Annotated in this window: 27 protein-coding genes and 1 pseudogene; 19 read left to right on the top strand and 9 right to left on the bottom strand. The window is 65.0% G+C overall.

What is annotated here, in order from left to right; all coding sequences use genetic code 11:
- Window positions 1-120 precede the first annotated feature (120 nt).
- From ftsZ to AC5Y4N_RS19345, 7 genes are all read left to right on the top strand, one after another.
- The gene (ftsZ, locus tag AC5Y4N_RS19375) at window positions 121-1,257 is read left to right on the top strand and encodes a cell division protein FtsZ (protein WP_499911667.1); all 1,137 of its coding nucleotides are present in this window, start codon (window positions 121-123) and stop codon (window positions 1,255-1,257) included.
- An 11-nt stretch (window positions 1,258-1,268) separates the two neighbouring features.
- Window positions 1,269-1,976 carry a peptidoglycan editing factor PgeF gene (pgeF, locus tag AC5Y4N_RS19370; RefSeq protein ID WP_499911668.1) on the top strand — a complete coding sequence of 236 codons (708 nt, stop codon included), beginning with the start codon at window positions 1,269-1,271 and terminating at the stop codon, window positions 1,974-1,976.
- Window positions 1,964-2,752, top strand: coding sequence for a YggS family pyridoxal phosphate-dependent enzyme (locus tag AC5Y4N_RS19365; protein ID WP_499911669.1), 789 nt, complete (start codon window positions 1,964-1,966; stop codon window positions 2,750-2,752). Before pgeF ends, AC5Y4N_RS19365 begins: the two co-directional genes overlap by 13 nt.
- On the top strand, window positions 2,749-3,399 hold the full coding sequence (locus AC5Y4N_RS19360) for a cell division protein SepF (RefSeq protein ID WP_499911670.1): 651 nt from the start codon (window positions 2,749-2,751) through the stop codon (window positions 3,397-3,399). Before AC5Y4N_RS19365 ends, AC5Y4N_RS19360 begins: the two co-directional genes overlap by 4 nt.
- A 72-nt stretch (window positions 3,400-3,471) precedes the next feature.
- Window positions 3,472-3,762, top strand: a complete 291-nt coding sequence (locus AC5Y4N_RS19355; RefSeq protein ID WP_499911671.1) for a YggT family protein — start codon at window positions 3,472-3,474, stop codon at window positions 3,760-3,762.
- Window positions 3,763-3,926: 164 nt separating this feature from the next.
- Complete coding sequence (wag31, locus tag AC5Y4N_RS19350; protein WP_499911672.1) at window positions 3,927-4,757, top strand: DivIVA-like cell division protein Wag31; 831 nt, start codon at window positions 3,927-3,929, stop codon at window positions 4,755-4,757.
- A gap of 15 nt (window positions 4,758-4,772) precedes the next feature.
- Window positions 4,773-5,090 (top strand): DUF308 domain-containing protein, encoded by a 318-nt coding sequence (locus AC5Y4N_RS19345; RefSeq protein WP_499911673.1) that lies wholly within the window; start codon window positions 4,773-4,775, stop codon window positions 5,088-5,090.
- A gap of 2 nt (window positions 5,091-5,092) precedes the next feature.
- On the opposite strand, the gene AC5Y4N_RS19340 is transcribed toward AC5Y4N_RS19345, so the two are convergent.
- On the bottom strand, window positions 5,093-5,767 hold the full coding sequence (locus AC5Y4N_RS19340) for a phosphoribosyltransferase (RefSeq protein WP_499911674.1): 675 nt from the start codon (window positions 5,765-5,767) through the stop codon (window positions 5,093-5,095).
- A gap of 58 nt (window positions 5,768-5,825) precedes the next feature.
- Here AC5Y4N_RS19340 and AC5Y4N_RS19335 point away from each other — a divergent pair, with 58 nt between their 5' ends.
- Window positions 5,826-6,245 carry a DUF2784 domain-containing protein gene (locus AC5Y4N_RS19335; protein WP_499911675.1) on the top strand — a complete coding sequence of 140 codons (420 nt, stop codon included), beginning with the start codon at window positions 5,826-5,828 and terminating at the stop codon, window positions 6,243-6,245.
- 106 nt (window positions 6,246-6,351) lie between these two features.
- On the opposite strand, the gene AC5Y4N_RS19330 is transcribed toward AC5Y4N_RS19335, so the two are convergent.
- Window positions 6,352-6,852, bottom strand: coding sequence for a DUF4383 domain-containing protein (locus AC5Y4N_RS19330; protein WP_499911676.1), 501 nt, complete (start codon window positions 6,850-6,852; stop codon window positions 6,352-6,354).
- 218 nt (window positions 6,853-7,070) lie between these two features.
- Complete coding sequence (locus AC5Y4N_RS19325; protein ID WP_499911677.1) at window positions 7,071-7,637, bottom strand: dihydrofolate reductase family protein; 567 nt, start codon at window positions 7,635-7,637, stop codon at window positions 7,071-7,073.
- A gap of 53 nt (window positions 7,638-7,690) precedes the next feature.
- Between AC5Y4N_RS19325 and AC5Y4N_RS19320 the strand changes: the two genes are divergently transcribed.
- Window positions 7,691-7,816 carry a hypothetical protein gene (locus tag AC5Y4N_RS19320; protein WP_499911678.1) on the top strand — a complete coding sequence of 42 codons (126 nt, stop codon included), beginning with the start codon at window positions 7,691-7,693 and terminating at the stop codon, window positions 7,814-7,816.
- 265 nt (window positions 7,817-8,081) lie between these two features.
- On the opposite strand, the gene AC5Y4N_RS19315 is transcribed toward AC5Y4N_RS19320, so the two are convergent.
- From AC5Y4N_RS19315 to AC5Y4N_RS19305, 3 genes are read right to left on the bottom strand one after another with little or no spacing between them, the layout of a single operon-like run.
- Window positions 8,082-8,660, bottom strand: coding sequence for a carboxymuconolactone decarboxylase family protein (locus AC5Y4N_RS19315; protein ID WP_005086626.1), 579 nt, complete (start codon window positions 8,658-8,660; stop codon window positions 8,082-8,084).
- Between the two features lie 34 nt (window positions 8,661-8,694).
- Window positions 8,695-9,795, bottom strand: coding sequence for a zinc-dependent alcohol dehydrogenase (locus tag AC5Y4N_RS19310; protein WP_005086624.1), 1,101 nt, complete (start codon window positions 9,793-9,795; stop codon window positions 8,695-8,697).
- Complete coding sequence (locus AC5Y4N_RS19305; protein ID WP_005110545.1) at window positions 9,792-11,285, bottom strand: acetyl-CoA acetyltransferase; 1,494 nt, start codon at window positions 11,283-11,285, stop codon at window positions 9,792-9,794. Before AC5Y4N_RS19305 ends, AC5Y4N_RS19310 begins: the two co-directional genes overlap by 4 nt.
- An 84-nt stretch (window positions 11,286-11,369) precedes the next feature.
- Here AC5Y4N_RS19305 and AC5Y4N_RS19300 point away from each other — a divergent pair, with 84 nt between their 5' ends.
- The 4 genes from AC5Y4N_RS19300 to AC5Y4N_RS19285 all read left to right on the top strand — a co-directional run bounded on the left by AC5Y4N_RS19300 (window position 11,370) and on the right by AC5Y4N_RS19285 (window position 14,089).
- A complete protein-coding gene (locus AC5Y4N_RS19300) occupies window positions 11,370-12,023 on the top strand; it encodes a TetR/AcrR family transcriptional regulator (protein WP_369816234.1) in 654 nt (217 codons plus the stop codon).
- A 45-nt stretch (window positions 12,024-12,068) separates the two neighbouring features.
- Window positions 12,069-12,506 (top strand): PaaI family thioesterase, encoded by a 438-nt coding sequence (locus AC5Y4N_RS19295; protein WP_005086620.1) that lies wholly within the window; start codon window positions 12,069-12,071, stop codon window positions 12,504-12,506.
- Window positions 12,506-13,417: an alpha/beta fold hydrolase gene (locus AC5Y4N_RS19290; RefSeq protein WP_005086619.1), complete on the top strand. Its 912-nt coding sequence runs from the start codon at window positions 12,506-12,508 to the stop codon at window positions 13,415-13,417. Before AC5Y4N_RS19295 ends, AC5Y4N_RS19290 begins: the two co-directional genes overlap by 1 nt.
- Window positions 13,418-13,507: 90 nt before the next feature.
- Complete coding sequence (locus AC5Y4N_RS19285) at window positions 13,508-14,089, top strand: TetR/AcrR family transcriptional regulator (protein WP_005116470.1); 582 nt, start codon at window positions 13,508-13,510, stop codon at window positions 14,087-14,089.
- Window positions 14,090-14,105: 16 nt separating this feature from the next.
- On the opposite strand, the gene AC5Y4N_RS19280 is transcribed toward AC5Y4N_RS19285, so the two are convergent.
- The 3 genes from AC5Y4N_RS19280 to AC5Y4N_RS19270 are packed head-to-tail and all read right to left on the bottom strand — an operon-like array spanning window position 14,106 to window position 17,041.
- Window positions 14,106-15,305, bottom strand: coding sequence for an NAD(P)/FAD-dependent oxidoreductase (locus AC5Y4N_RS19280; protein WP_005086617.1), 1,200 nt, complete (start codon window positions 15,303-15,305; stop codon window positions 14,106-14,108).
- Window positions 15,302-16,690 carry a cytochrome P450 gene (locus AC5Y4N_RS19275; RefSeq protein WP_005086616.1) on the bottom strand — a complete coding sequence of 463 codons (1,389 nt, stop codon included), beginning with the start codon at window positions 16,688-16,690 and terminating at the stop codon, window positions 15,302-15,304. Before AC5Y4N_RS19275 ends, AC5Y4N_RS19280 begins: the two co-directional genes overlap by 4 nt.
- A gap of 30 nt (window positions 16,691-16,720) precedes the next feature.
- Window positions 16,721-17,041, bottom strand: coding sequence for a 2Fe-2S iron-sulfur cluster-binding protein (locus AC5Y4N_RS19270; protein ID WP_005086615.1), 321 nt, complete (start codon window positions 17,039-17,041; stop codon window positions 16,721-16,723).
- Between the two features lie 114 nt (window positions 17,042-17,155).
- Here AC5Y4N_RS19270 and AC5Y4N_RS19265 point away from each other — a divergent pair, with 114 nt between their 5' ends.
- From AC5Y4N_RS19265 to AC5Y4N_RS19240, 6 genes and pseudogenes are all read left to right on the top strand, one after another.
- Window positions 17,156-18,160, top strand: coding sequence for a helix-turn-helix domain-containing protein (locus AC5Y4N_RS19265; protein WP_005086614.1), 1,005 nt, complete (start codon window positions 17,156-17,158; stop codon window positions 18,158-18,160).
- Between the two features lie 282 nt (window positions 18,161-18,442).
- Window positions 18,443-19,610 (top strand): annotated as a pseudogene (locus AC5Y4N_RS19260) (thiolase family protein).
- Complete coding sequence (locus AC5Y4N_RS19255) at window positions 19,607-20,044, top strand: Zn-ribbon domain-containing OB-fold protein (protein WP_005061010.1); 438 nt, start codon at window positions 19,607-19,609, stop codon at window positions 20,042-20,044. Before AC5Y4N_RS19260 ends, AC5Y4N_RS19255 begins: the two are co-directional and overlap by 4 nt.
- Window positions 20,041-21,084 (top strand): LLM class flavin-dependent oxidoreductase, encoded by a 1,044-nt coding sequence (locus AC5Y4N_RS19250; RefSeq protein WP_005086613.1) that lies wholly within the window; start codon window positions 20,041-20,043, stop codon window positions 21,082-21,084. Before AC5Y4N_RS19255 ends, AC5Y4N_RS19250 begins: the two co-directional genes overlap by 4 nt.
- Window positions 21,077-21,535 carry an FAS1-like dehydratase domain-containing protein gene (locus tag AC5Y4N_RS19245; protein WP_005086612.1) on the top strand — a complete coding sequence of 153 codons (459 nt, stop codon included), beginning with the start codon at window positions 21,077-21,079 and terminating at the stop codon, window positions 21,533-21,535. The genes AC5Y4N_RS19250 and AC5Y4N_RS19245 overlap by 8 nt, the downstream gene beginning before the upstream one ends.
- On the top strand, window positions 21,532-21,957 hold the full coding sequence (locus tag AC5Y4N_RS19240) for a dihydroxy-acid dehydratase (RefSeq protein WP_005086611.1): 426 nt from the start codon (window positions 21,532-21,534) through the stop codon (window positions 21,955-21,957). The genes AC5Y4N_RS19245 and AC5Y4N_RS19240 overlap by 4 nt, the downstream gene beginning before the upstream one ends.
- Window positions 21,958-21,987: the final 30 nt, after the last annotated feature.

Below are 21,987 nucleotides of genomic sequence, written 5' to 3'. Positions count from 1 at the left end.
TCGCATCGGCGCGCCTGCGCGGATAGCGCGGCATGCGGCCATACCGTTCTGGTTGCGCGGAACTACTTGACATAACTCTAAGCCTCTGGTTGAGGTTGAGGGTTGGGAGGAAGGCTATTGATGACCCCCCCGCATAACTACCTCGCCGTCATCAAAGTCGTCGGCATCGGCGGCGGCGGCGTGAACGCCGTCAACCGGATGATCGAGCAAGGCCTCAAGGGCGTGGAGTTCATCGCCATCAACACCGACGCGCAAGCGCTGCTGATGAGCGATGCCGACGTCAAGCTCGATGTCGGTCGCGACTCGACCCGAGGACTCGGCGCGGGCGCCGACCCGGAAGTCGGGCGCCGGGCCGCCGAAGACGCCAAGGACGAGATCGAAGAGCTGCTTCGCGGCGCCGACATGGTGTTCGTCACCGCCGGCGAGGGCGGCGGGACCGGCACCGGCGGCGCCCCCGTCGTCGCCAGCATCGCTCGCAAACTCGGTGCGCTCACGGTCGGCGTCGTCACCCGGCCGTTCTCGTTCGAGGGCAAGCGCCGCGGCGCGCAGGCCGAGGGCGGGATCGCCGCGCTGCGGGAGAGCTGCGACACGCTGATCGTGATCCCCAACGACCGGCTGCTGCAGATGGGCGACGCGCACGTGTCGCTGATGGATGCGTTCCGCAGCGCCGACGAGGTGCTGCTCAACGGCGTGCAGGGGATCACCGACCTCATCACCACGCCGGGGCTCATCAACGTCGACTTCGCCGACGTCAAAGGCATCATGAGCGGCGCTGGCACCGCGCTGATGGGTATCGGCTCGGCCCGCGGCGACGGCCGCGCGCTCAAAGCCGCTGAGATTGCGATCAATTCGCCGCTGCTCGAGGCGTCGATGGAAGGCGCGCAGGGCGTGCTGATGTCCATCGCGGGCGGCAGCGACCTGGGACTGTTCGAAATCAACGAGGCCGCGTCGCTGGTGCAGGAAGCCGCACATCCCGACGCCAACATCATCTTCGGCACGGTCATCGACGACTCGCTGGGCGACGAGGTGCGGGTCACCGTGATCGCCGCGGGCTTCGACGCGGTCAGCGCCAGGCACGCGAAGCCCGTGGTGGGTGCCGGTGCGAAGGTAGCGGCCGGTGCGGCCGGCAAGGTCACCTCCACGCTGTTCGAGCCCGGTGACCCGGCCGCCGTTCCCGCGCACACCAACGGTGCGACCGTGCGCATCGGCGGCGACGATGACGACGACGTCGACGTGCCGCCGTTCATGCGCCGGTAAATACTGGCTGCGTGACCATTCGGGTTCGGCGGGTGACTACTACCCGCGACGGCGGCGTTTCCGGGCCACCCTTCGACACGTTCAACCTCGGCGACCACGTCGGCGACGATCCCGAAGCGGTGGCCGCCAACAGGAAACGGCTGGCCGCGGCGATCGGGCTCGACGAGGACCGGCTGATCTGGATGAATCAGGTACACGGCGATCGGGTGACGCGTGTCGACGGGCCGCGGGACAGGCCGGTCGACGACACCGACGCGCTGCTGACGACGACACTACGGCTGGCGCTGGCGGTGGTGACGGCCGACTGTGTCCCGGTGCTGATGGCAGATGCGCGCGCCGGCGTGGTGGCGGCCGTGCATGCCGGCCGGGTCGGCGCCCAGCGCGGTGTGGTGGCACGCACGCTGGAGGCGATGCAGGCTGCGGGCGCTCACCCCGACGACATCTCGGCGCTGCTGGGCCCCGCCGTCAGCGGCGCCAACTACGAGGTGCCCGAGGAGATGGCCGCCGAGGTCGAAGCCGCGCTGCCCGGTAGCCGCACCACCAGCCGGCGCGGCACTGCGGCATTGGACCTGCGGGCCGGAATTGCTCGTCAGCTCAGCGCTTTGGGGGTGAAGGCGATCGACATCGACCCGCGCTGCACGGTCGACGACCCGAAGCTGTTCAGTCACCGCAGACAAGCGACGACAGGTCGGCTCGCCTCCGTCATATGGATGGAATGACCGAACGCCAAGAGCAATTGGCGCGCTCGTTGGCGGCCGTGCGCCAGCGGATCGACCACGCCGCCGCGGCGGCGGGCCGCGACCCGGCCGACGTCGACCTGCTGCCGGTCACCAAGTTCTTCCCCGCCTCTGACGTCGCGATCTTGGCCCGGCTCGGCTGCCGCGCCGTCGGCGAATCCCGCGACCAGGAGGCCGCGGCGAAGGCTGCCGAGGTCGCCCAGCTCGTCGACAAAGACGTGCACTGGCACATGGTCGGGCGGATTCAGCGCAACAAGGCCCGCTCGATCGCCCGCTGGGCCGACACCGTGCACTCCGTCGACACCATTCGACTCGTCGAGGCGTTGGACCGCGCCGTCAGCGGGCCGCCGCTGCGGGTGTTTGTGCAGGTCAGCCTCGACGGTGATCCGCAGCGCGGCGGGGTGGACGTACGCCGGCCTGAGCTCGTGGACGACGTGTGCGACGCGGTGGCTTCCGCGGCGGGCCTGTCGCTGGTCGGGTTGATGGCCGTACCGCCGCTGGACTGGGATCCGGAGCGGGCGTTCGCGCGGTTGCACACCGAGCATCAGCGGGTACTTCGCGCCCATCCGCAAGCCTCCGGCCTGTCGGCTGGCATGTCCGACGACTTGGAGGCTGCCGTGAAACACGGTTCCACCTGTGTGCGTGTCGGTACCGCGTTGTTGGGACCGCGGCCTTTATCGTCACCTGCAGTAGTCACTCCTGTCACACCAACATCAAGTAGTCGTCAACCACGAGCCTCCCGAAAGGGTCACCGATGAGTACGCTTCACAAGGTCAAGGCCTACTTCGGCATGGCGCCGATGGAGGACTACGACGACGAGTACTACGACGACGAGGACCGCGGACGCAGCTATCCGCGCCGGCCGCATTCGGAGAGGTTCGGCGACGACGGCTATGACCGCCCGAGTCGTCGCTACGAAGCTCGCGATCGCGACTACGACGATCGCGACGCGGACGACTACGCGCCGTCGTACCGCGGCTACGACGAGCCGCGGTTCCGGCCGCGCGAATTCGACCGGCCGCCGGAAATGGGTCGCTCGCGGTTCGGTGCGCTGCGTGGCGCTACCCGCGGCTCGCTGGCGATGGACCCCCGTCGGATGGCCGAGCTGTTCGAGGCCGGCAGCCCCTTATCGAAAATCACCACGCTGCGGCCGAAGGACTACAGCGAGGCACGCACCATCGGGGAGAGGTTCCGTGACGGCACCCCGGTGATCATGGACCTCGTATCGATGGACAACGCCGACGCCAAGCGGCTGGTGGATTTCGCCGCCGGCCTGGCGTTCGCGCTGCGCGGTTCCTTCGACAAGGTGGCCACCAAAGTGTTCCTGCTGTCGCCGGCAGACGTCGACGTCAGCGCTGAGGAACGCCGGCGCATCGCTGAGGCGGGCTTTTACGCCTACCAGTGAGCCATCGGTAGGCTGACAGCGCTCCCTATTCGGGGGGCGCTGTCGTCTACGTCTCTAGTGAGGTCGGGCCTGTTGCGGCTGTTCTTCGACATTTTGGGCTTCGCGCTGTTCTTATTCTGGCTGCTGCTGATCGCCCGCGTGGTCATCGAATTCATTCGCTCGTTCAGCCGGGACTGGCGGCCGCGGGGTGTCACGGTGGTGATCCTCGAAATCATTCTGACGGTCACCGATCCGCCGGTAAAGCTGTTGCGGCGCATCATTCCTCAGCTCACCGTCGGCGCGGTCCGCTTCGACCTTTCGATCATGGTCCTGCTGCTGGTCGCCTTCATTGGAATGAACCTGGCGTTCAATGCCGGCGCCTAAAACCTGGCGCGCCGCAGAGATTGAAATTCCTTCTTAATTATTATCCTCGCCTGCAACCGGCGGTTCTGATGTGACAGGATGGACGGCAGTTACAGTCCGGGCACCGACCACGGTCTACACTCCTAGATCAGCTTCGACCGTCCAGAACTTTGAGGGGGCAGAAAATGCCGCTAACGCCCGCCGACGTTCACAACGTCGCATTCAGCAAGCCGCCTATCGGCAAACGCGGCTACAACGAGGATGAGGTCGACGCGTTCCTCGATCTCGTCGAGGCCGAGCTTACGCGACTGATCGAGGAGAACACGGATCTGCGGCAGCGGGTCGGCGAGCTCGAGCAAGAGCTGGCCGGCGCGCGGTCTGGCAACGGCGCGGCCACCACTCAGGCCATTCCGCTGTATGAGCAGCAGCAGCCCGAGCCCCAGCAGCCCGCCTACGAGGCACCGCAGCCCGCGTACGAGGCGCCGCCCACGCCGGCCGCTGCGCCCGGCCCCGTCGACGAAGAGTCCCACATCAAGGCCGCCCGCGTGCTGGCCTTGGCCCAGGACACCGCCGACCGGCTGACCAGCACCGCTAAGGCGGAGGCCGACAAGCTGCTCGCCGACGCCCGCGCCAACGCCGACCAGATCCTTTCGGAGGCCCGGCGCGAGGCCGAGACCACGGTCACCGAGGCGCGCCAGCGCGCCGAGGCGATGCTCGCCGACGCGCAGATGCGCTCGGAGACCCAGCTGCGCCAAGCCCAGGAGAAGGCCGACGCGTTGCAGGCCGATGCCGAACGCAAGCACTCGGAGATCATGGGAACCATCAACCAGCAGCGCACGGTGCTGGAAGGACGGCTCGAGCAGTTGCGCACGTTCGAGCGTGAATACCGCACCCGGCTCAAGACGTACCTGGAGTCGCAGCTGGAGGAACTGGGTCAGCGCGGCTCCGCCGCTCCCGTCGACTCGAGCGCCAACAGCGACAGCGGCGCGTTCAATCAGTACAACAGGGGCAACTAGCCCCGAGGCTGATCAATGCTGATCGTCGCACTGGTCATGGCCGTGATCGGCCTTGCCGCCTTGGTGACTGCGGTCGTCACCAGCAACGAGGTGATCGCGTGGGTGTGCATCGGAGCCAGTGTGATCGGCGTGATCCTGCTCATCGTGGATGCCGTGCGCGAGCGGCAGAAACGCGACACCACGCCTGCCGCGGACTCCGCAGAGGAGACTCCGAAAGAGGCCTCGGAGGAGTCCCCGGCCGAGGCGCAGGAGTTCGACGAGGAATACCCCGACGAAGAGCGTGCCGGCGACGAGAAGGCGCCGGTGGCCGAGGAAGACAAGACCGAGCGCTGACCTCAGCAGGTAGGGGAGGACAGAAGCTTGCGCACTTCGTCGTCTGAGGTCTGGCTGAAGTTGCGGTAGTACTCGCCGACCGCCATGAATGACGGCGGTGTGGCCACACACACCACGTCGTCGGCGGCTTCGGCCAGCTGCCGGCACGCTGTTGGCGGCGCCACCGGAACCGCGACGACGATCTTCGCCGGGTTTGCGGCGCGCGCGGCCCGCACGGCGGCCAGCATGCTTGCGCCGGTGGCGATCCCGTCGTCAACCAGAATGACCGTCTGGCCCGCCAAGTCGATCGGCGGTCGGCCGCCCCGGTAGGCGCTCTCCCGGCGCGTCAGTTCGGCGCTTTCCCGCTCGATCACCTGCTGCAGCTGCTCTTCGCTGATGTGCAAGCTGCGCACCACCTCGTCGTTGAGCACCACCAGCCCGCCGCTGGCCAGCGCACCGACGGCCAGTTCCTCCCAGCGCGGTGCGCCGAGCTTGCGGACGACGAACACGTCGAGCGGCGCGTGCAGGGCGGCGGCCACTTCCCATGCGACGGGCACGCCGCCGCGCGGCAAACCCAGCACCAAGAGATCGGGTGTGCCGTGGTAGGTCGTGAGCGCGGCGGCCAGGGCGCGCCCGGCTTCACGGCGGTCGGCGTAGGGTGTGCCGGCGCCGCGGGTCAGGCTAGAAAATCGTCGCATTGCGATCCTCCGCGTCCTAGTGTCCTCTCGATCGGGGCCCGCGTGCCACAGTGGAGGAGTGTTCATCGCCGTCGTCGTGGTGGCGACCGTCCACTTCATGTTCCTCGCCTACCTCGTCGTCGGCGGTTTCCTGGCGCTGCGGTGGCCGCGCACGATCGCGCTGCACGTGCTCACGGTGTTGTGGGGATTGGGCAGTGTCCTGCTGCACTTCCCTTGTCCACTGACCGACGCCGAGCGATGGGCGCGTGCGCATGCCGGTATGGCGCAGCTGCCGTCTGCGGGCTTCATCGACCACTACATCGCCGGGGTGCTCTACCCAGCTGGCGCGGCGGTGCTTGTCCAGGCGACGGTGTTCATGCTGGTGCTTGTGTCATGGGTGTTGTTCGCGGCGGCGGTGCCGAACCGGAGGCGGGCGACGAGATCGTCCTCGGCGGGTTCTTCCAAGCGACCCCTAAGCCGCCGACAACGGGATGAATGACAGCATGTTTCGGTTACGAATCATCTTGTGCCATAACCGTTTTCATACGTCACCGAGTTCGGCATGATCAACGTCGCATTCTTGGTGAAGCAACGACCCGCACGTGTCACCCCTTGCCGACGAATACTCCCGTGCTGATCCCGCCCAGTGGGCGGTTGACGCCTTGGCGGCCAAAAGCCCAGCCTAAGAACAGAGCCGCTGCAGCCAGACCCAGATGCAGCCAGTTATCTGCGTCGTTCACTGGAACCAGGTTCGCCGAACTTTCGCGGTCGACAAGCATGCCGTAGACGAACAGGGCGGCGTAAACCAGGCCGGTGCCAATAAGATACACGCGGGCACCGTTGAACGTTCGAGCCATCACAATCCCGAGAATGCCAAACGCCAAGTGAATCACGTTGTGTAGCACCGAAACATCGAACACACCAAGAAGTTTCGCGTTCGAGGCATGTCCCGCCCAGGTCATCGTGTCGTAGCCGACAGTCACTTTCGGTATGAACCCGAGGATTCCGACAAGCAGGAACACCACCGCGATCGCTAATGCGAAAACCTGGACCGTGGCCCACCGGACCTTGCGAGGCGAAATGGCCGGCGCATTAGGCGCTGACATGGCGTTCCCTTCGTCAGGCGTGTGTGAAACCGAGCAGCCCAGGAGTACCCACAGCCACCCGGACGGAAGCTAGGCAACAGAGTTATTTTGCCCCGGCATGAAATCTCCGAGCGGTACCGAGCAGGTCATCGGCGTGCCTTGCGAGCAGCAGCGCCAGGGCTGCGAACCACCGGCGTGCGACGCGACATCGTGCTAGACCCTGCCTTGTGTATGCCCGATCAGTCTTGTTTCGCCTCGTAGCGCAGCAGGACCGTGCCACCCGGGAAGGTGCGGTTCTCCAACAGTCGCAGCCGGATCCATGACGGCAGGGCCGGGAAGAACGGGATGCCGCCGCCCACAGCGGTGGGCGCGACCACGATCCGGTATTCGTCCACCAGTCCGGCCTGCACGATCGATCGGGCCAGCGTCGCGCCGGCTACCTCCAGCCTGCCGTCGGTTTCGGCTTTCAGCTTCGTCACCACCTCGACCGGGTCGCCGCGTTCCAGGCGGGAGTTCCAATCGACGGACTCCAGGGTGCGCGAGAACACGACCTTGGGCATGTCGCGCCAGATGCGGGCGAAGTCGACGATCAAAGGGGTTGCGTCCGGGGCCTTGTCGGCAGTCGGCCAGTACGCGGACATCAGTTCGTAGAGCCGCCGCCCGTAGAACGCCAGGGCGGTTTCCCGCTCGAAGTCGTTCCAGGACTGGTGCAGTTCTTCGCTCGGTTCGGACCAGCCGATGTTGCCTTGTGCATCGGCGATGTACCCGTCCACCGAAACGTTGAAGGCATAGATGAGTTTGCCCATGCAAATCAGACTGTAGTGCAGGGCAAAACTCATCGCGACGCCGATTCGCCACTATGACGTACCGCGAATTCCGGAACCTCCGCGCGGTGCAAACGCTGCTCGGGCATTCGAGCGTCGCGACGACGGAGCGGTACATCGCGGTCGGCGACGACGAACGGGCCGCAGCGATGGCTGCATAACCGGGTAGCGTCACGCTGAGGATCTACGCCGACTTGTTCGACTCAGACCTCGACGCGGCACCGGTCATTCTGGACGCGAAATAGAAAAGTGTGTCCAAAGCGCCCGCAGACCGTCGTCGCCCTCGAAGGAAGACCGCTATCTAGCTGCGACGATGCAATTTTCGGTGTTGTGTCCGAGGGGGGACTTGTCCGTCTACGACACGGGTCGTGGTCTGGCGATTGGGGCGCTGACCGCTTCGGTCAAGCACCGGTCCACCTTTTTCGCTCAATCGCGACGCCGAGGAGCTCGCCCATCGGGCGGCCAGCCGTCGGTACCGGACTCAAGCGGAATATTCAGAGATCGAAGCAGGATCGAAAAGAGCCGCCAATTGGCGATTGCTCCGACAAGTTCGACCAAAACCGCGTGATCGCTATTGAACGCCTTCTGGCACCCAGCCCAGTTTTCCTCGGAGATGACCCCGTCGCGTACCACATCATCGGTCGCTGCGAGGACCGCACGCTCGACTGGCCCGAGGCTTTCGGAATTCTGCCAGTCGCGCACCGCGAGGAGATCACGCTCAGGCACGCCGAGCAGTGTGGCGATTCGCCAATGTTGAGTCCATTCGTATTCGGAGCCAGTGATCCAGCCGATGCGCAAGATGACCAGCTCGCGTAGCCGCGCGTCAAGGGAACCGCGGAAGAGTAACGCGTCCAGCAGCCCATACAGCGCAACCGCCACACGCGGCTGATGAAGTGCCACGCGGAATACCGACAGCTCTGCCAACTCTTCGGGCAACCCACATTCGGCAGCTCGCAGCTGGGCCTGCTCACGGTCGAGCATCGGTACGCGTTCCGCCATGGTCACGGGTGGCCCTCTCTGTTGAACCTCTGCACCGCCGTTAGGGCGTGGGCAAAAAGACGTTGTGGAGCGCCCCACTTGATCGGGCACTTTCATCTGCAAGCGAAGTGAGCAGCTGTGCGAGCCCAGCGAATCCGGTTGATTCTCTGGTGATCCGGTCGAACGGCCAGCGGCCCATGGCGAGAATCTCGAGGGCTGCCCGGTAGGCGGGATACTCCACGCCGAGTGCGCCTACGACGTGTAATTCTTTATAGACCAACAAGTCTGGTTCAAACCGGGGCGCGCCGCCTCCTCCGCGGGTGCCGGCCACCACAATTGTGCCGCCGGGCCTGGCAAGGCCGACGGCATCGGCGAACGCGGAGGGTGCTTTGGCGGTGACGTCGACGACCACGTCGGCAAGCCGTCCGCCTGTCTCACGCTGAAGCGCGGTCGCTGCATCGTCCTGCGATACATCGATGGGCAGGTCGACACCGAATGATCTGGCGATGGCCAGTCGTTGTTCGTCGCGTGGGCCGACGCCGGTCATCGCGACGAACGCGGCTCCCGCCTCTTTGGCCGCCACCGCCGCACAGATTCCGCGGATGCCGGGCCCCAGGATCGCTACGACGTCCCCGGCCTTGGTGTCGGGAAGAGTCGCCCCCCATTGGATACCGGCCCCGAGAGGGTTGAACAACGTGGCGAGAACGGGGTCCATGTCTTCGGCAATCGGGAGCAGCATCGCGTCCCACGGAAGCTCCACATGGGTGGCGTATCCGCCCCATAAGCCCGCGCCGATCTCCACGTCGACGAACCCGAACATGGTGGCGATGCCGTTCACCGCGCACCGCCGGTATTCGCCGCGGCGGCACTCGGGGCAGTCTCGGCAGGACCGGAACACCTCAACGGCCACGCGCTGGCCGGCTTGTACACCCCAGCGTTGGCCGGCCGCAGCGCCGACATGTTCGACGATGCCGACGATTTCGTGCCCTGGAACGAATGAGAAGCCGGCAGGCAGGTGTCCGGTGAATTGTTCGTGATCTGTTCCGCACAGACCGCATGCTTCAACTCGCAGGATCGCACCCCGGTCGCCGACGTCGGGGATGATCATCTGGCGCCGCTGCAGACTCCGCGGTCCGGTCAGCACCATCGCCTCGGCGATCATGGAAGCTCGAATCCGGTGAACGACCCTGTGTTTCGGAGGCACACCGTTTTACCTACATACATTTCCCCGCCCATCGCCTCGGCAATCTGCGGATCGTCGCTGCGTGCGACGACTCTTCGCCCGTCGGACAGGTGCGCGATGATCGGAGTCCATCGAGGTTGCCCGTCTCGGTCGTAGACGACGGTGTATCCGTCCACTGTCGCGCAACCGGTCGCCTCGTCGACGCCTGCGACACCCAACCTCGATGAATCGATCTGAGCTTGCTCGACCGCCGTGTCGAGCAGTCGCCACCCGGTTGGTGGCGGGGTGGCCGACCACAGACCGACCGAATGCTTCGTCGAATACCACCCGAGGCCGGTGACGAGTCCGACATCGGTTGGGTCGCGTCTACACCGTCGGACCATCTCAACGATCGAGTGGCTGACGTAATTGTTTCCGGGACCGCCGTGATACGGCAGGCCTCCGGTTACTGTGAGGCCTCTGTCGTCGAGGGGGTCCAAGTCGAGAGCCTCGGCAGTCATCTCAATTGCCGACGGGAAGCAGGAGTAGAGATCGAACCACCGGATGTCGTCGATGGTCAACCGCCCCGCATTGAGAGCCTTCCGTGCCGCTACCTCGATACCCGATGAGCGACTGAGGTCCGGCCGTTCCACGGGGAAGTACACGTCGTTGCAAGTCGCTGCTGACCAGGGAAAGACCCAACGATCGCGCGCGACGCCCAATTCGTCCGCCACCTCGGCCGCCATGAGAATGAAGGCGGCAGCCATGTCGACGGACATGATGCTGTTGAGCAACTTGGGATAGGGCAAGCAGACCATGCGGTTTTCCGCGGTGACTTCGCTGAGTTCGGTGGCACTTCGTGCGCGTGGGAACCAGGCCTGTTCCGGATGGCGTGCCGCCTCGGCTGTGAACGGTGCCATCAGCGTGCCCAGCCACTCCCGTTGAGCATCGAAGTCGCGGCCGTGGCGCGCGGCGATCGCGGACTCGAAGATGGGATACACCTCGTGCGGCCAACTCAGACCCACCGACAATTCGGCTTGACTCAGCCCGGGGCGGGCGTCGCCCAGGGATTCGTCGCCGGAGCGGGGTGGGGGCGGCGAGTCGAGAAGTGCCCTGCCCTGAAGCTTGCGTGCGGAATGCCCGCTCTCCGCCCCGACGACCAGGACGACATCTGCACGGCCTTCGCGTATTTCGCCACCCAACACCTCGACGAGATACTGCGGGGTGTTTCCGCCGACGGGACAGCTGATGCGGCGGGCGGGACTGATGTGCATCGCTTCGGCGATCCTGCTGGCGGGATTGTCGCGCGGTATGACCAGGATGCCGGGAGTCGCGACGGTGTCGATGCGCCGCTCGACCGGGCGACCTGCGTCTTTGACCGCGCGGCGTGCGGCTTCTACCGCCAAGTCGATCGGGTCCACGAAGTCGTTCCCGCGATGGGTAACTTCGCCCACGCCGACGACAACCGGGGTACGCGCTTCTACCAACATCGGCATCGGCATCCGCTCAGGGCCACGGGGCTGACTTGAGACATAACTGCGATGGTGTCATGTGCGTGGGCAAGTCACAATGGTGTGCGCGCGCGGCATACTGGCTGTGTGTCGACGAGGTTGTTGAGATGGGGCGCCGCCGCGCCGACAGATCGTGGGTCCGCTCGCGACCGGTTGCTCGATGCTGCCGAGCGGTGCCTCGAGAGTTGCGGTGTGGTGGGCACGACTATGGAGGACATCGGCAGAACAGCGGGTGTGTCCAGGGCAACGGTGTATCGCTACTTCCCCAGTCGGGAGGCGGTGATGTCGGGCGTCATCATTCGCGCCGCCGAGCGCTATCTCGACCGCATCAGCCCGCGGATCGCGGCGCACGCCGACCTGGGCTCCGCGCTCGTCGACTTCGTGGAATACACGGTTGAGGCCGCGCGCCGCGAAGAGATCATCGGATTGTTGTTCGGCAGCGACGAGGAACTAGCCGGCGTGGGTCTCGCGGCGGGGACCTCGACGTCCCTCTTCGAAATCGTCACCGAATTTCTGCGTCCCATCTTCACCAGACACTGGAGTTGCGTGGAACCGGGCGTCTCCGTCGACGACGCCGCCGAGTGGGTTGTCCGCACGATACTGAGCCTGCTGACTGTTCGAGGGCCGCGGGAGCGCAGTCGTGACGGACTCCGGGCGTTTCTGTCGAGGTTTCTCCTTCCGGCGATCCTGGCGGGTGACCACGCTCGACCGATGTGACATCTATGGAGTAATGTCTCGACGGCAGATGAGGTAGGAGGGCCTGTGCAATTCACCACGTTCAACGAACAGGTCGCTGAGCAACTCAAGAGCGCAGCAGAAACCACGGGCGGGTTGGCCGGTTACCTCGGCTTCCGTCACACCGAATTCGCTGCGGGACGGCTCGTCGCGGAGATGGACGCACGCGACGACCTGAAGACGCCGTTCGGCAACCTGCATGGGGGCTGCTTATCGGCCATGGTCGACCACTGCCTCGGCGTGGTGTTTTATCCCGTGATTCCACTGGGATCTTGGGTCGCGACAACGGAGTTCAAACTGAATCTGCTTCGTCCGGTCTCCAGCGGCACCTGTGTAGCCACAGCTGAGATCATCGCGCTGGGCAGAACCAGCGGGGTGGCGCGGATCGACATCTGCAACGACGGCAGAGCGGTGTGTGCGGCCCAGGGAACCGTCACCGTCGTCGCACCGAAGACGAGCTCCTGATGTCGGCAAAGAGAACAGGCGATTCGTCGGCTCCTGTGGTCGAGCGCGTGCCCACGGCAGACGGGCTGGCGCTGGCCGTCGACCTCTACCACTGTGACGCACCGCGGGCGGTCGTGTTGCTCCTTCACGGCGGCGGTCAAAGCCGACACGCCTGGGACGTCACCGCCCAACGCCTGCACCAGCGGGGATACACGGTGGCCGCGTACGACACCAGGGGACACGGGGACAGCGACTGGGACCCCGACGGACGCTACGACATGGACCGGCTGGGGTCCGACCTATTGGCCGTGCGCTCATACGCCGATTCCGGCCGCCCCGTCGCCGCGATCGGCGCATCTCTGGGCGGGTTGACCATTCTCGGAACACACTTGCTCGCCCCGCCGGATCTATGGCAGGCCGTCGTGCTGGTTGACGTCACTCCGAGAATGGAGATGGACGGCGCCCGACGAGTCGTAGCGTTCATGTCGGCACACCCCGAAGGTTTCGACAGCCTAGAGTCGGCCGCTGACGTGATCGCCGCCTACAACCCGCACCGCCCTCGCCCCGAAAACCTCGACGGGCTCCGAAAAGTCCTCGCCCGTCGCGAAGACGGTCGCTGGTCCTGGCGATGGGATCCAGCCTTCGTGACGTCGAATTTCCAGTTCCTGCAGGGTGATCCAGACGAGGGCGCTGAGTACTTCGAGATGATGAGCGCCTTCCTTCTCGATGGTGCGCGGCAGGTGTCCGCGCCAACGCTGCTGGTCCGGGGCCTACTATCTGACATCGTCTCCGAAGAGACAGTAAGGCATTTCCTGACCGTCGTTCCGCACGCGCAAACCGTTGACGTGTCGGGCGCGGGACACATGATTGCCGGCGACAACAACGACGCATTCTCGACGGCGGTCGTCGAATTCCTCGACAGGACCATATGAACCCTGCTGTCGGTTGACTGCCCATGTAGGGCTGGCGCCTATCCTGCTCCTATGCCAACTGAACCAGTGCGGGTGTCTTTCCGCCGGCATGTGCGCGAAAAGGTTTTGAGGGCGACACGAGAACTCGCCATCGAGAAGGGCTGGGATCAGGTCCGGATGAGCGAGGTTGCCGAATCGGTCGGCGTCTCCCGCCCGACGTTGTACAAAGAGTTCGGCGACAAACAGGGGCTCGGCGACGCGCTTGTGGTGTCGGAGGGCCAGCGCTTTATGGAAGGCATTCTTGCCGTCCTTGCCGAACACGTGGGCGACGTGCGGGGCGGCATCACCGCAGCGGTGCAATTCACCCTCTGTGAAGCAGAAGACAGCCCGCTCCTCAAGGCAGTTCTGACGTCCAACGCTTCGGGGAATGATCGCGGTGGCTCGTCGTCTACTGGAGTCCTACCTCTTCTGCCGACGTCGGCTTCCCTGCTTCAGCTCTGCTCCGCGGCTCTGATCACGTGGTTTAACGACCACTTCGACGATCTCGATCCCGAAGACGTTGAGGAGGTCGCAGATGTTCTGGTGCGACTGACAGTGAGTCATGTTGTACTCCCCGCCGCGGACATCGCCACCACCGGTGAGCGGATCTCCCGCGTAGCACTCAGGTACCTGGGAGTTGTCCACAGTTTGTAGCCAGCAAGCTCTCGTGTCAGATCGAGCCGGCGAGGAGCTCTGAGCGGTCAACTCGGAGCTGCTGGCTGATGGCCCGCTTACTGGACATGAAATCGCGAGGACGATTGACGCAGTCGGCGGCGATGAGTTCGCCCTCGCGGAAGTAGAAGCAGCTGAAGTCACGGTCACGCGACGGGTCACCACTGAGCAACAGTTCGTCGTATCCGGCGTTGAGACCGGCAATCTGGAGTTTGAGATCGTACTGGTCGGACCAGAACCACGGAAGCGCAGCGATTGCGCTGTGTTTTCCGCAGATTGTCGCCGCAGCGATCTTGGCCTGCTCGCCGGCGCTCGATACGGATTCCAAACGAATACGCGAGCCGTATCGAGCCATGGTGTGGCTCGTGCAGTCGCCGGCGGCCACGATGTCGGGGTCGCTGGTGCGGGCCTGGTCGTCGATCACGATGCCGTTGTCGACGGATAATCCTGCGGCCGAGGCGAGCTCGGTGTTCGGCACCACACCGACGCCGACGATGACCAAGTCGGCGGGGATCGATTCGCCGTCAGCCAGCACGACCTCCTGCACCCCACCGTTACCGGAGAAGGCTTCGACGAGGGCGTGTGTTCGGATCTCCACTCCCTCGCCGCGGTGGATTCGCGTGTAAAACGCGGAAACCTCCGGCGCGGTGACCCTTTCGAGTACACGCTCGGTTGCCTCGAGGACGGTGACGTTCATGCCGAGCGAACACAGCGAGGCCGCCGTTTCCAACCCGATGTAACCGCCGCCCACGATCACAACCCTCCGACCCGGTGTGGCGGCGGCACGGATCAACTCGACGTCTGCAGCGGTACGCAGGTAGTGAATTCCGGGAAGATCCACCCCTGGTGTGGGGAGTCGTCTGGCCCTTGCGCCGGTGCACAACGCGAGCTTGGTGTACGTCAGCGTGTCGCCGGTGCTCAGAGACACACGCTTGGCACTCCGGTGGATCGCCTCCACGGTCGCATTCAAGAGTCGAATGTGCTGCTTTTCGTAGAAATCAGCGCCGCGAATCAGGAGGTCGTCGAGGCCGTTCTTGCCGGCCAGGTATCCCTTCGACAACGGAGGCCGGTGGTAGGGCAGTCCCCCCTCGTCGCCGATGAGCACGACCTCCCCAGACCACCCCTCCCTTCGAAGATTAGCTGCCAACTGCGCGCCGGCGTGGCTCGCGCCGACGATCACCGCTCGTTCGGGAGTCATGCACTCGGCCTGGGAGTGAGGCGAACCATCAGCTTGCTGATACCCCTGACGAAATTCGATTGCACATACTCGGGTTCGCCGACCACCTCGATGTTCTCAAAGCGAGGGAGCAATTCCTCCCACAGGATTCGAAGCTGCAACTCAGCAAGTCGGTTTCCCATGCACCTGTGCACGCCGAACCCGAACGAGATGTGATTGCGGGCGTTGCTCCTATCGATGATCAACTCATCGGCCCGCTCGAAGACACGCTCATCGCGGTTACCAGAGGCGTACCACATCACGACCTTGTCGCCCTTGCGGATGAATTGCCCGTTCAACATGATGTCTTTTTTCGCGACTCGGCGCATGTACGCCAACGGGGTCTGCCAGCGAATGATCTCGGACACCATGTTGGGAATCAGGTCAGGGTTCGCCTTCAACTTCTCGAACTGATCGGGGAACTGGTTCAAGGCGAGAACCCCTCCGCTCATCGAGTTGCGAGTCGTGTCGTTTCCCCCGACGATCAGCAATACCAAATTGCCGAGGAATTCCATCGGGCGGTCGATGAGATCCTTAGTGTCCTCGTTGGCCTGCAGCATCGTGATCAGATCGAAGCCCGGTCGCTCCCCGTTGGCGGTACGGGCCGCCTTGTCATGCCAGAGAGCGCTGAGCCCCTTCGCCATGTCGACCATGCCACGAAACACTCTGTCGTTGTCGGAAGGACCGCCATTGGCTTGCTCCATGGAGGTGGCGAGGTCCGACCATTCCACGAGCTTGTGCCGCTGCTCGTACGGGAAGTCCAGCAGGGTCGCGAGCATGCGCGCTGTCAGTTCGATGGAGACGTGGTGCACCCAATTGAACGGCTGATCCACCGGTAGATCGTCCAGCACTTCCTGGACACGCGAGCGGATCAGCCCCTCCATCTCGCGCAGGTTCTTCGGCGCGACAACCCCTTGGACGGAAGCGCGCTGCAAGTCGTGTTGTGGCGGATCCATCGCGATGAACATGGCGATGTCCATAAAACGAGGCGGTCTCCCGATGATGATGAACGGCTCTGCGGAGAAAGCCTCGTGGTTCTTGTCGACGGCGATGATGTCCGCGTGGCGGGTCACCGACCAGAACGGGCCGAACGGACTGCGAGCCTGGTAATGCACCGGCGCCTCGTTGCGCACGCGTTCGAAGTAGGACTTCCAGCGGCCTTGGCGGTAGAGGAACGGGTTGCTGAGATCGATGTCGGCGATATCGACGTCCTCGACCGGAGGAATGGGCGTCTCGGTGAAGATCTTCTTACCATTGGTTCCGGTTACCCACCGACGTGTCTTGTCGTAGAGGTGTGCGCCGCGGATTTGCAGCTCCAGAGGCACGGCAGACTGGGCTTTGGCGGCCACTGCCGCGGGAATACTCATTATTGTTTCCTCCAAATCCATGACGTTGTTTCAGAGCTGGAACTCAGGTAGCTCGACCGTCAAGCCATCCCATGCCTCGGAGGCGGCCATCTGGCAGGACAGCCTCGACGTCCGCTGACGCTCGGGGTTCATCGCGAGCATCTCCTCTTCGTTGGCGCCGCAGAGTCCCACCGTGTCCGACCACTCGGGAGCGACGATCACGTGGCATGTTCCGCATGCGGCTTCCCCTCCGCAATCGCCGTCGATGCCGGGCACCGCGTTATTGACCGCAATCTGCATCAAGGACTGCCCTTCGGCCAAGGGGGCTTCGTACTTCTCGCCGTCATGAGAGACGAAGGTGACGACTGCCATGATTAACTCTCCTCAATCTGGAACTTCTCTTTTTAGTGTTGTCGCGCGTGACCAGCGTCGCTAGACTCGCAGGAGTCAAAGAGTTGTGTTTTTAGCTCACGCGCAGGGAGGCACGTGAAACTCGACGACTCGGGTATGCCAGCGCTGGCTTTCCTGCAGATGCTGGACAGTGAGGCGCTGGGGCATGACGCCAGCATTGCGCTGCGCAGCATCATGGTTCGCGAGCACGTCACCGAGTCGATGTTGGTGGGCCGCGACGCGCAGGTCCCCTTACGGTGGTTCAGGGAGATATATTCCGATTTCGATTGTGATCAGGGAACCCGTCTGGGTTTCGCGTTCGCTGAACACGCCAAACTGACGTCCTTTGGGGCACTCAGTGTTCCCTTGGTCAGCGCGGGCTCGGTAGCCGAGGTTGTCGAGTTGCTTGCTTATCTGCCGGTGATCACCACAGCCCTCAGCCCGTCGTTCCATTCGACGGAACGCGGCCTCACGATCGGGCTCACCGGTCGCACCGGTGACGCGGGCCTGAACTGCCTGGCCGTCACCTACGGTGGGCTGGCGCTGTTGCGTCTGCTCGACATGCTCGCGGGTGCCGTACCGAATATTGAACTGCATCTGAGTCATTCAGCGCCGGAGTCGTGGGTTCTTCATGACGAAGTGTTGGCGGGTCGGATCTTCTTCGACGCCCCCAGCTCGTTCGTCCACGTTCCCGCGGCTACGCTGGAGGAGGTCTGTCGATTCTCCGATCCTGTGGCGTACCGGATTGCCGTCACCGATTTGCAGCGAACTCTCGATCAACGACGTGACACGTCGGTCTCCGAAAAAGTAAGGGACCTGCTCGAGAAAGATCCCGGAAAAACGAACATCAGCCGGACGGCGGGCGAGCTCTCGATATCCCCGAGCACGTTGAAGCGGCGCCTGCGCGAAGAGGGGACCACCTTTCGAGAATTACGTCAGTCGTTCTTGCAGGAGCGAGCAATTCTGCGAATTCTCGACAGATCGGTGTCTGTAAGCGAGATCGCGGCAGAACTCGGGTACGCGGACCTCACGAACTTCACACATGCGTTCAAACGGTGGACCGGTCGGTCACCGCGCCACTTCAGAAAAACGCGCGACTGAGCGCGCAAAGTTCCGCCCGGGCGCGTGCCGGGCGTCCACCGGAACCAGCGGGCTTCGCGATCGGCCTCATCTGTCACCTGGACATCGTCGAGAAACGACACGATCGGCGCGGGTTTCGGTCATCGCAGCACCCTCTTGGGAAGAGGCGCAACGACATCCAGAGAATCCATACCGCGCTGGCGGCGGGTGCGGGCCGGGGGTGACGCGGACCCCCTAGTCACGCTATGCTAACCGTCGTTCACGTCGGGACCGGCGTTGAACGCGTGGTCGGAAGGAGTCCGGATGCCACACGACCAGCCGGCCATCATCGGTGCCGCCGAAGTCGCTCCAGGAAGAAACGTTCCGTACACCTCCACTGAATTGCATGTGCGCGCCGCGGTCGCGGCTCTCGCCGACGCAGGGGTGGTCCCAGACGAGGTCGACGGTCTCGTGTGCGCCGGGCCGATGACGAACGAGGGTTCGATCTTCCTGTCCGAGGACCTCATGGACTATCTCGGGCTGCACAACCTGAAACTTCAGATGACCTGTCAGCTTGGCGGCGGGACCCATCTGGCCATGACGCGCATGGCGAGTAACGTCATCGCCCGGGGCGAGGCCGAGACGGTGCTGGTCGTGTCGGCGGGCAAGTTTCCACCGATCCGCGATGGCGGGCGCGAACTGATGGCGCTGGTGTGTGACCACGCGTTCGAGATGCCCTACGGACCCTCCGTGCCGGCGCTGTACGGTTTGATCGCGCAGGCCTGGATGCACGAGACGGGACAGGGCAAGGCGGACATCGCCGAGGTCACCGCGTCGCAGGACCGGTGGGCCGCGCTGAATCCCGCGGCGATCGCGCACCGCTCACAACGCCTGACTGTGGAGGACGTGCTGGCGTCCCGCCCGATCGCCGGGCCGTTCCACTTCTACCACTGCTCGATTCCCTGCGAGGGCGGTGGCGCGCTCGTGCTGGGCTCGGCCCGCCGGGCTCGCGCGGGCAAACACCGGCCGGTACACCTGCTCGGGTTTGGAGAGGGTCACACCCACGGTTTTCTGACCTCGCTGGCCCGCCCGGGTCGTACCGGGGCCGCCCGTTCGGGTCCGATGGCCTTCGAGCGCTCCGGACGGGCGCCGGCCGACATCGACATCGCCTTGCTCTACGACGCCTTCGCCTCAAACCCGGCGATGATCCTGGAGGAGGCGGGCTTCGTGAAGCCCGGCGGGGCAGGCGATTTCTACCGTGACGGCCGCGCCGATCCGGGGGGCGACCTTCCGGTGAACACCGACGGCGGCCTGATCCGGTTCGGGCACACCGGGACCTCCTCTGGCATTTCGCAGATCCTCGAGGGTTATTGGCAGTTGTCCCGGTCGCGCCGAGGGCCGTCAGGTCTTCGGGGCGGACACCGCGTTCGTGCACAGCTACGGCTCGATGCTGTGCAGTCACGTCAGCATGGTGATGGAGGGAGCGTCATGACCGCAGCTTCGAGTTCCCTCGACGGTCTGCACGATCCTGAGGCGCTGCCGCCGCTGACCGATGTCAACCGTCCCTACTTCGCAGCAGCGGCCCGCGGCGTACTCGTCTTCCAGCGGTGCGCGAACGGCCACCCGTTCCTCTACCCGCGGCTGGTGTGTCCCGTCTGCCATGACGGTGAGTTGGCCTGGGAGACCGCGGCGGGTACTGGTGAGATCGTCAGTTTCGCGCCGGTGTACCGCCCCCCGTGGGACTCGTTCCCGCGCAGCGAGCCGTACGTCGTCGTGCTCGTTCGTCTGGACGAGGGGCCGCAGTTGTTGGCCAGTCTCGAGGGCGTGGCCCCCGATGAAGTTGCGATCGGCGCAAGAGTGCGCGCAGTGTTCGAGCGGGTGAACGAGGACCTTGGGCTGGTCCGATTCAGGCCGGCGGCGTCGTGAGCACGTACGGGGTCTCGGTGCTCGGCGCGGACTTGGCCACCCTTGTCGAGACCGCCGAGGCTACCGACCTCGCCGGCTTCGACGCCGCCTGGGCCTCGGAGTTCTACTCGCGCTCCGGCTCGATCTCGATGGCCGCGATGGCCGCGCGCACAAAGCGCTGCCGCATCGGGTCGTCGATCCTGTATGGCGTCGGGCGCAGCCCGCTCGTGCTCGCCACCGAGGCGCGTGACCTCGACGAGCTTTCAGGCGGGCGCGTCGTGCTCGGGCTCGGCAACGGCACACGCCGCATGATGAGCGACTGGCACGGCGTGGAGGACACCTCCGCTCCCGCTCTGCGCATGGAGGAGCTGGTCCCGCTCGTGCGTCGGATCTGGAACCTGCACGAGGGCCCCGTGCGCCATGAGGGTCGCTTCTATCGGATGAATCTCGTCCCGACCGGCGACGTCGCGCCGCCGCAGCGGGCCATCCCGATCATCACCGCGGGCGTGCGTCCGCGGATGTGCGAGGTGGCAGGGCGCGTCGCCGACGGGTTGGCCGGTCATCCGCTATTCACCACGACCTACGTCGAGGAGGTCGCCCGCCCAGCCGTCGTGCGCGGTGCGGAGCGGGCCGGACGCGATCCCGCCGACATTGAGATCGTCTCGATGGTCATCTGCGCGGTGCACGACGACCCACAGATCGCACGCCGTGAGGCCGCGCAGCAGATCGCGTTCTACTCCTCGGTGAAGACCTACGAACACGTTCTCGATGTGAGCGGCTTCGCCAGGCAGGGGGCGGCGATTCGCGACGCGTTCGCGCGGCGTGACCTGCCGGCCATGTTCGCAGCCGTCACCGACGACATGATCGACGCGATGGCGGTGGCCGGCACCGCCGCCGAGGTCCGAGAAGGGCTGCGCCGCTACGAGGGCGTGCTGGACCACATCGTTCTCTACTCACCCTCGATCGGCCTCGCGCCCGAGCGCATCGCCGAGAACCTAGGCAGCCTCATTCGCGATTGTGCACCGGCCTTCGCCGGCGGGAAAGGTGACCAGAGTGGCTGACGCATCGCTCATCGGGACGCAACTCGGGAGCACCACATTTCCCGTCGACCGGTCCAAAGTGCGCGAGTTCGCGCTGTCCCTCGACGACCACGACCCGATCTACCAGGACGCCGCAGCGGCCCGCGCCGCCGGCTTCGGCGCGATCCCCGCTCCGCCGACCTTCGTCGTCTCCTCGGCTCACTGGCGCGCCGACGACGACATGTTCGGCGCCCTCGGGCTCGACCTGCGACGCGTACTGCACGGTGAGTGCGGCTGGGAGTATTTCGCGCCGGTGGTCGTCGGCGACGAGCTCACCGAGACGCGTCGGGTGTCGAACGTGACCAGCCGCGAGGGCAAGCGCGGCGGCACCATGACAATCGTGACGATCGAGACCGACTTCACCAACCAGCGCGACGAACTCGTCGTGCGCCAGACCGACGTCTTGATCGAAACCGGAGGCTCCACCCAATGACGACATCCCCCGCGCCGGTGGCGTTGGCCGCCGGCGACGAGATGCCGAGCTCACAGTTCGGCCCGCTGACGCGCTCGCACATCGTCCGCTACGCCGGGTCCGGCGGCGACTTCAACCCGATCCACCATGACGAGGAGTTCGCCCGCGCGGCCGGCATGCCCGGTGTGTTCGGTATGGGACTGCTGCACGGCGGTGTGCTCGCCCAGCGGCTGACCGCCTGGGTGGGGCTGGCCAACATCCGCTCGTTCCGCATCCGGTTCACCGGTCAGGTATGGCCCGGTGACCTGCTCAGCTTCGGCGGCAGGGTCACCGGCGTGCGCGAGGCCGGAGGGCAGCAGGTGGCAGACCTCGAACTCGTGGTCACGCGCCAGTCCGGCGAACCCGCGATAAAGGGGAGCGCCGTCGTGCAGGTGGCCCGGTGAGCGCGCCAACGAGCGACGTCACCGGCCTCG

It is taken from the genome of Mycobacterium sp. NGS19 (genome assembly GCF_059813155.1).
Note: the sequence above shows the minus strand (reverse complement) of the source record. Positions and strands in the feature narration are given on the sequence as shown.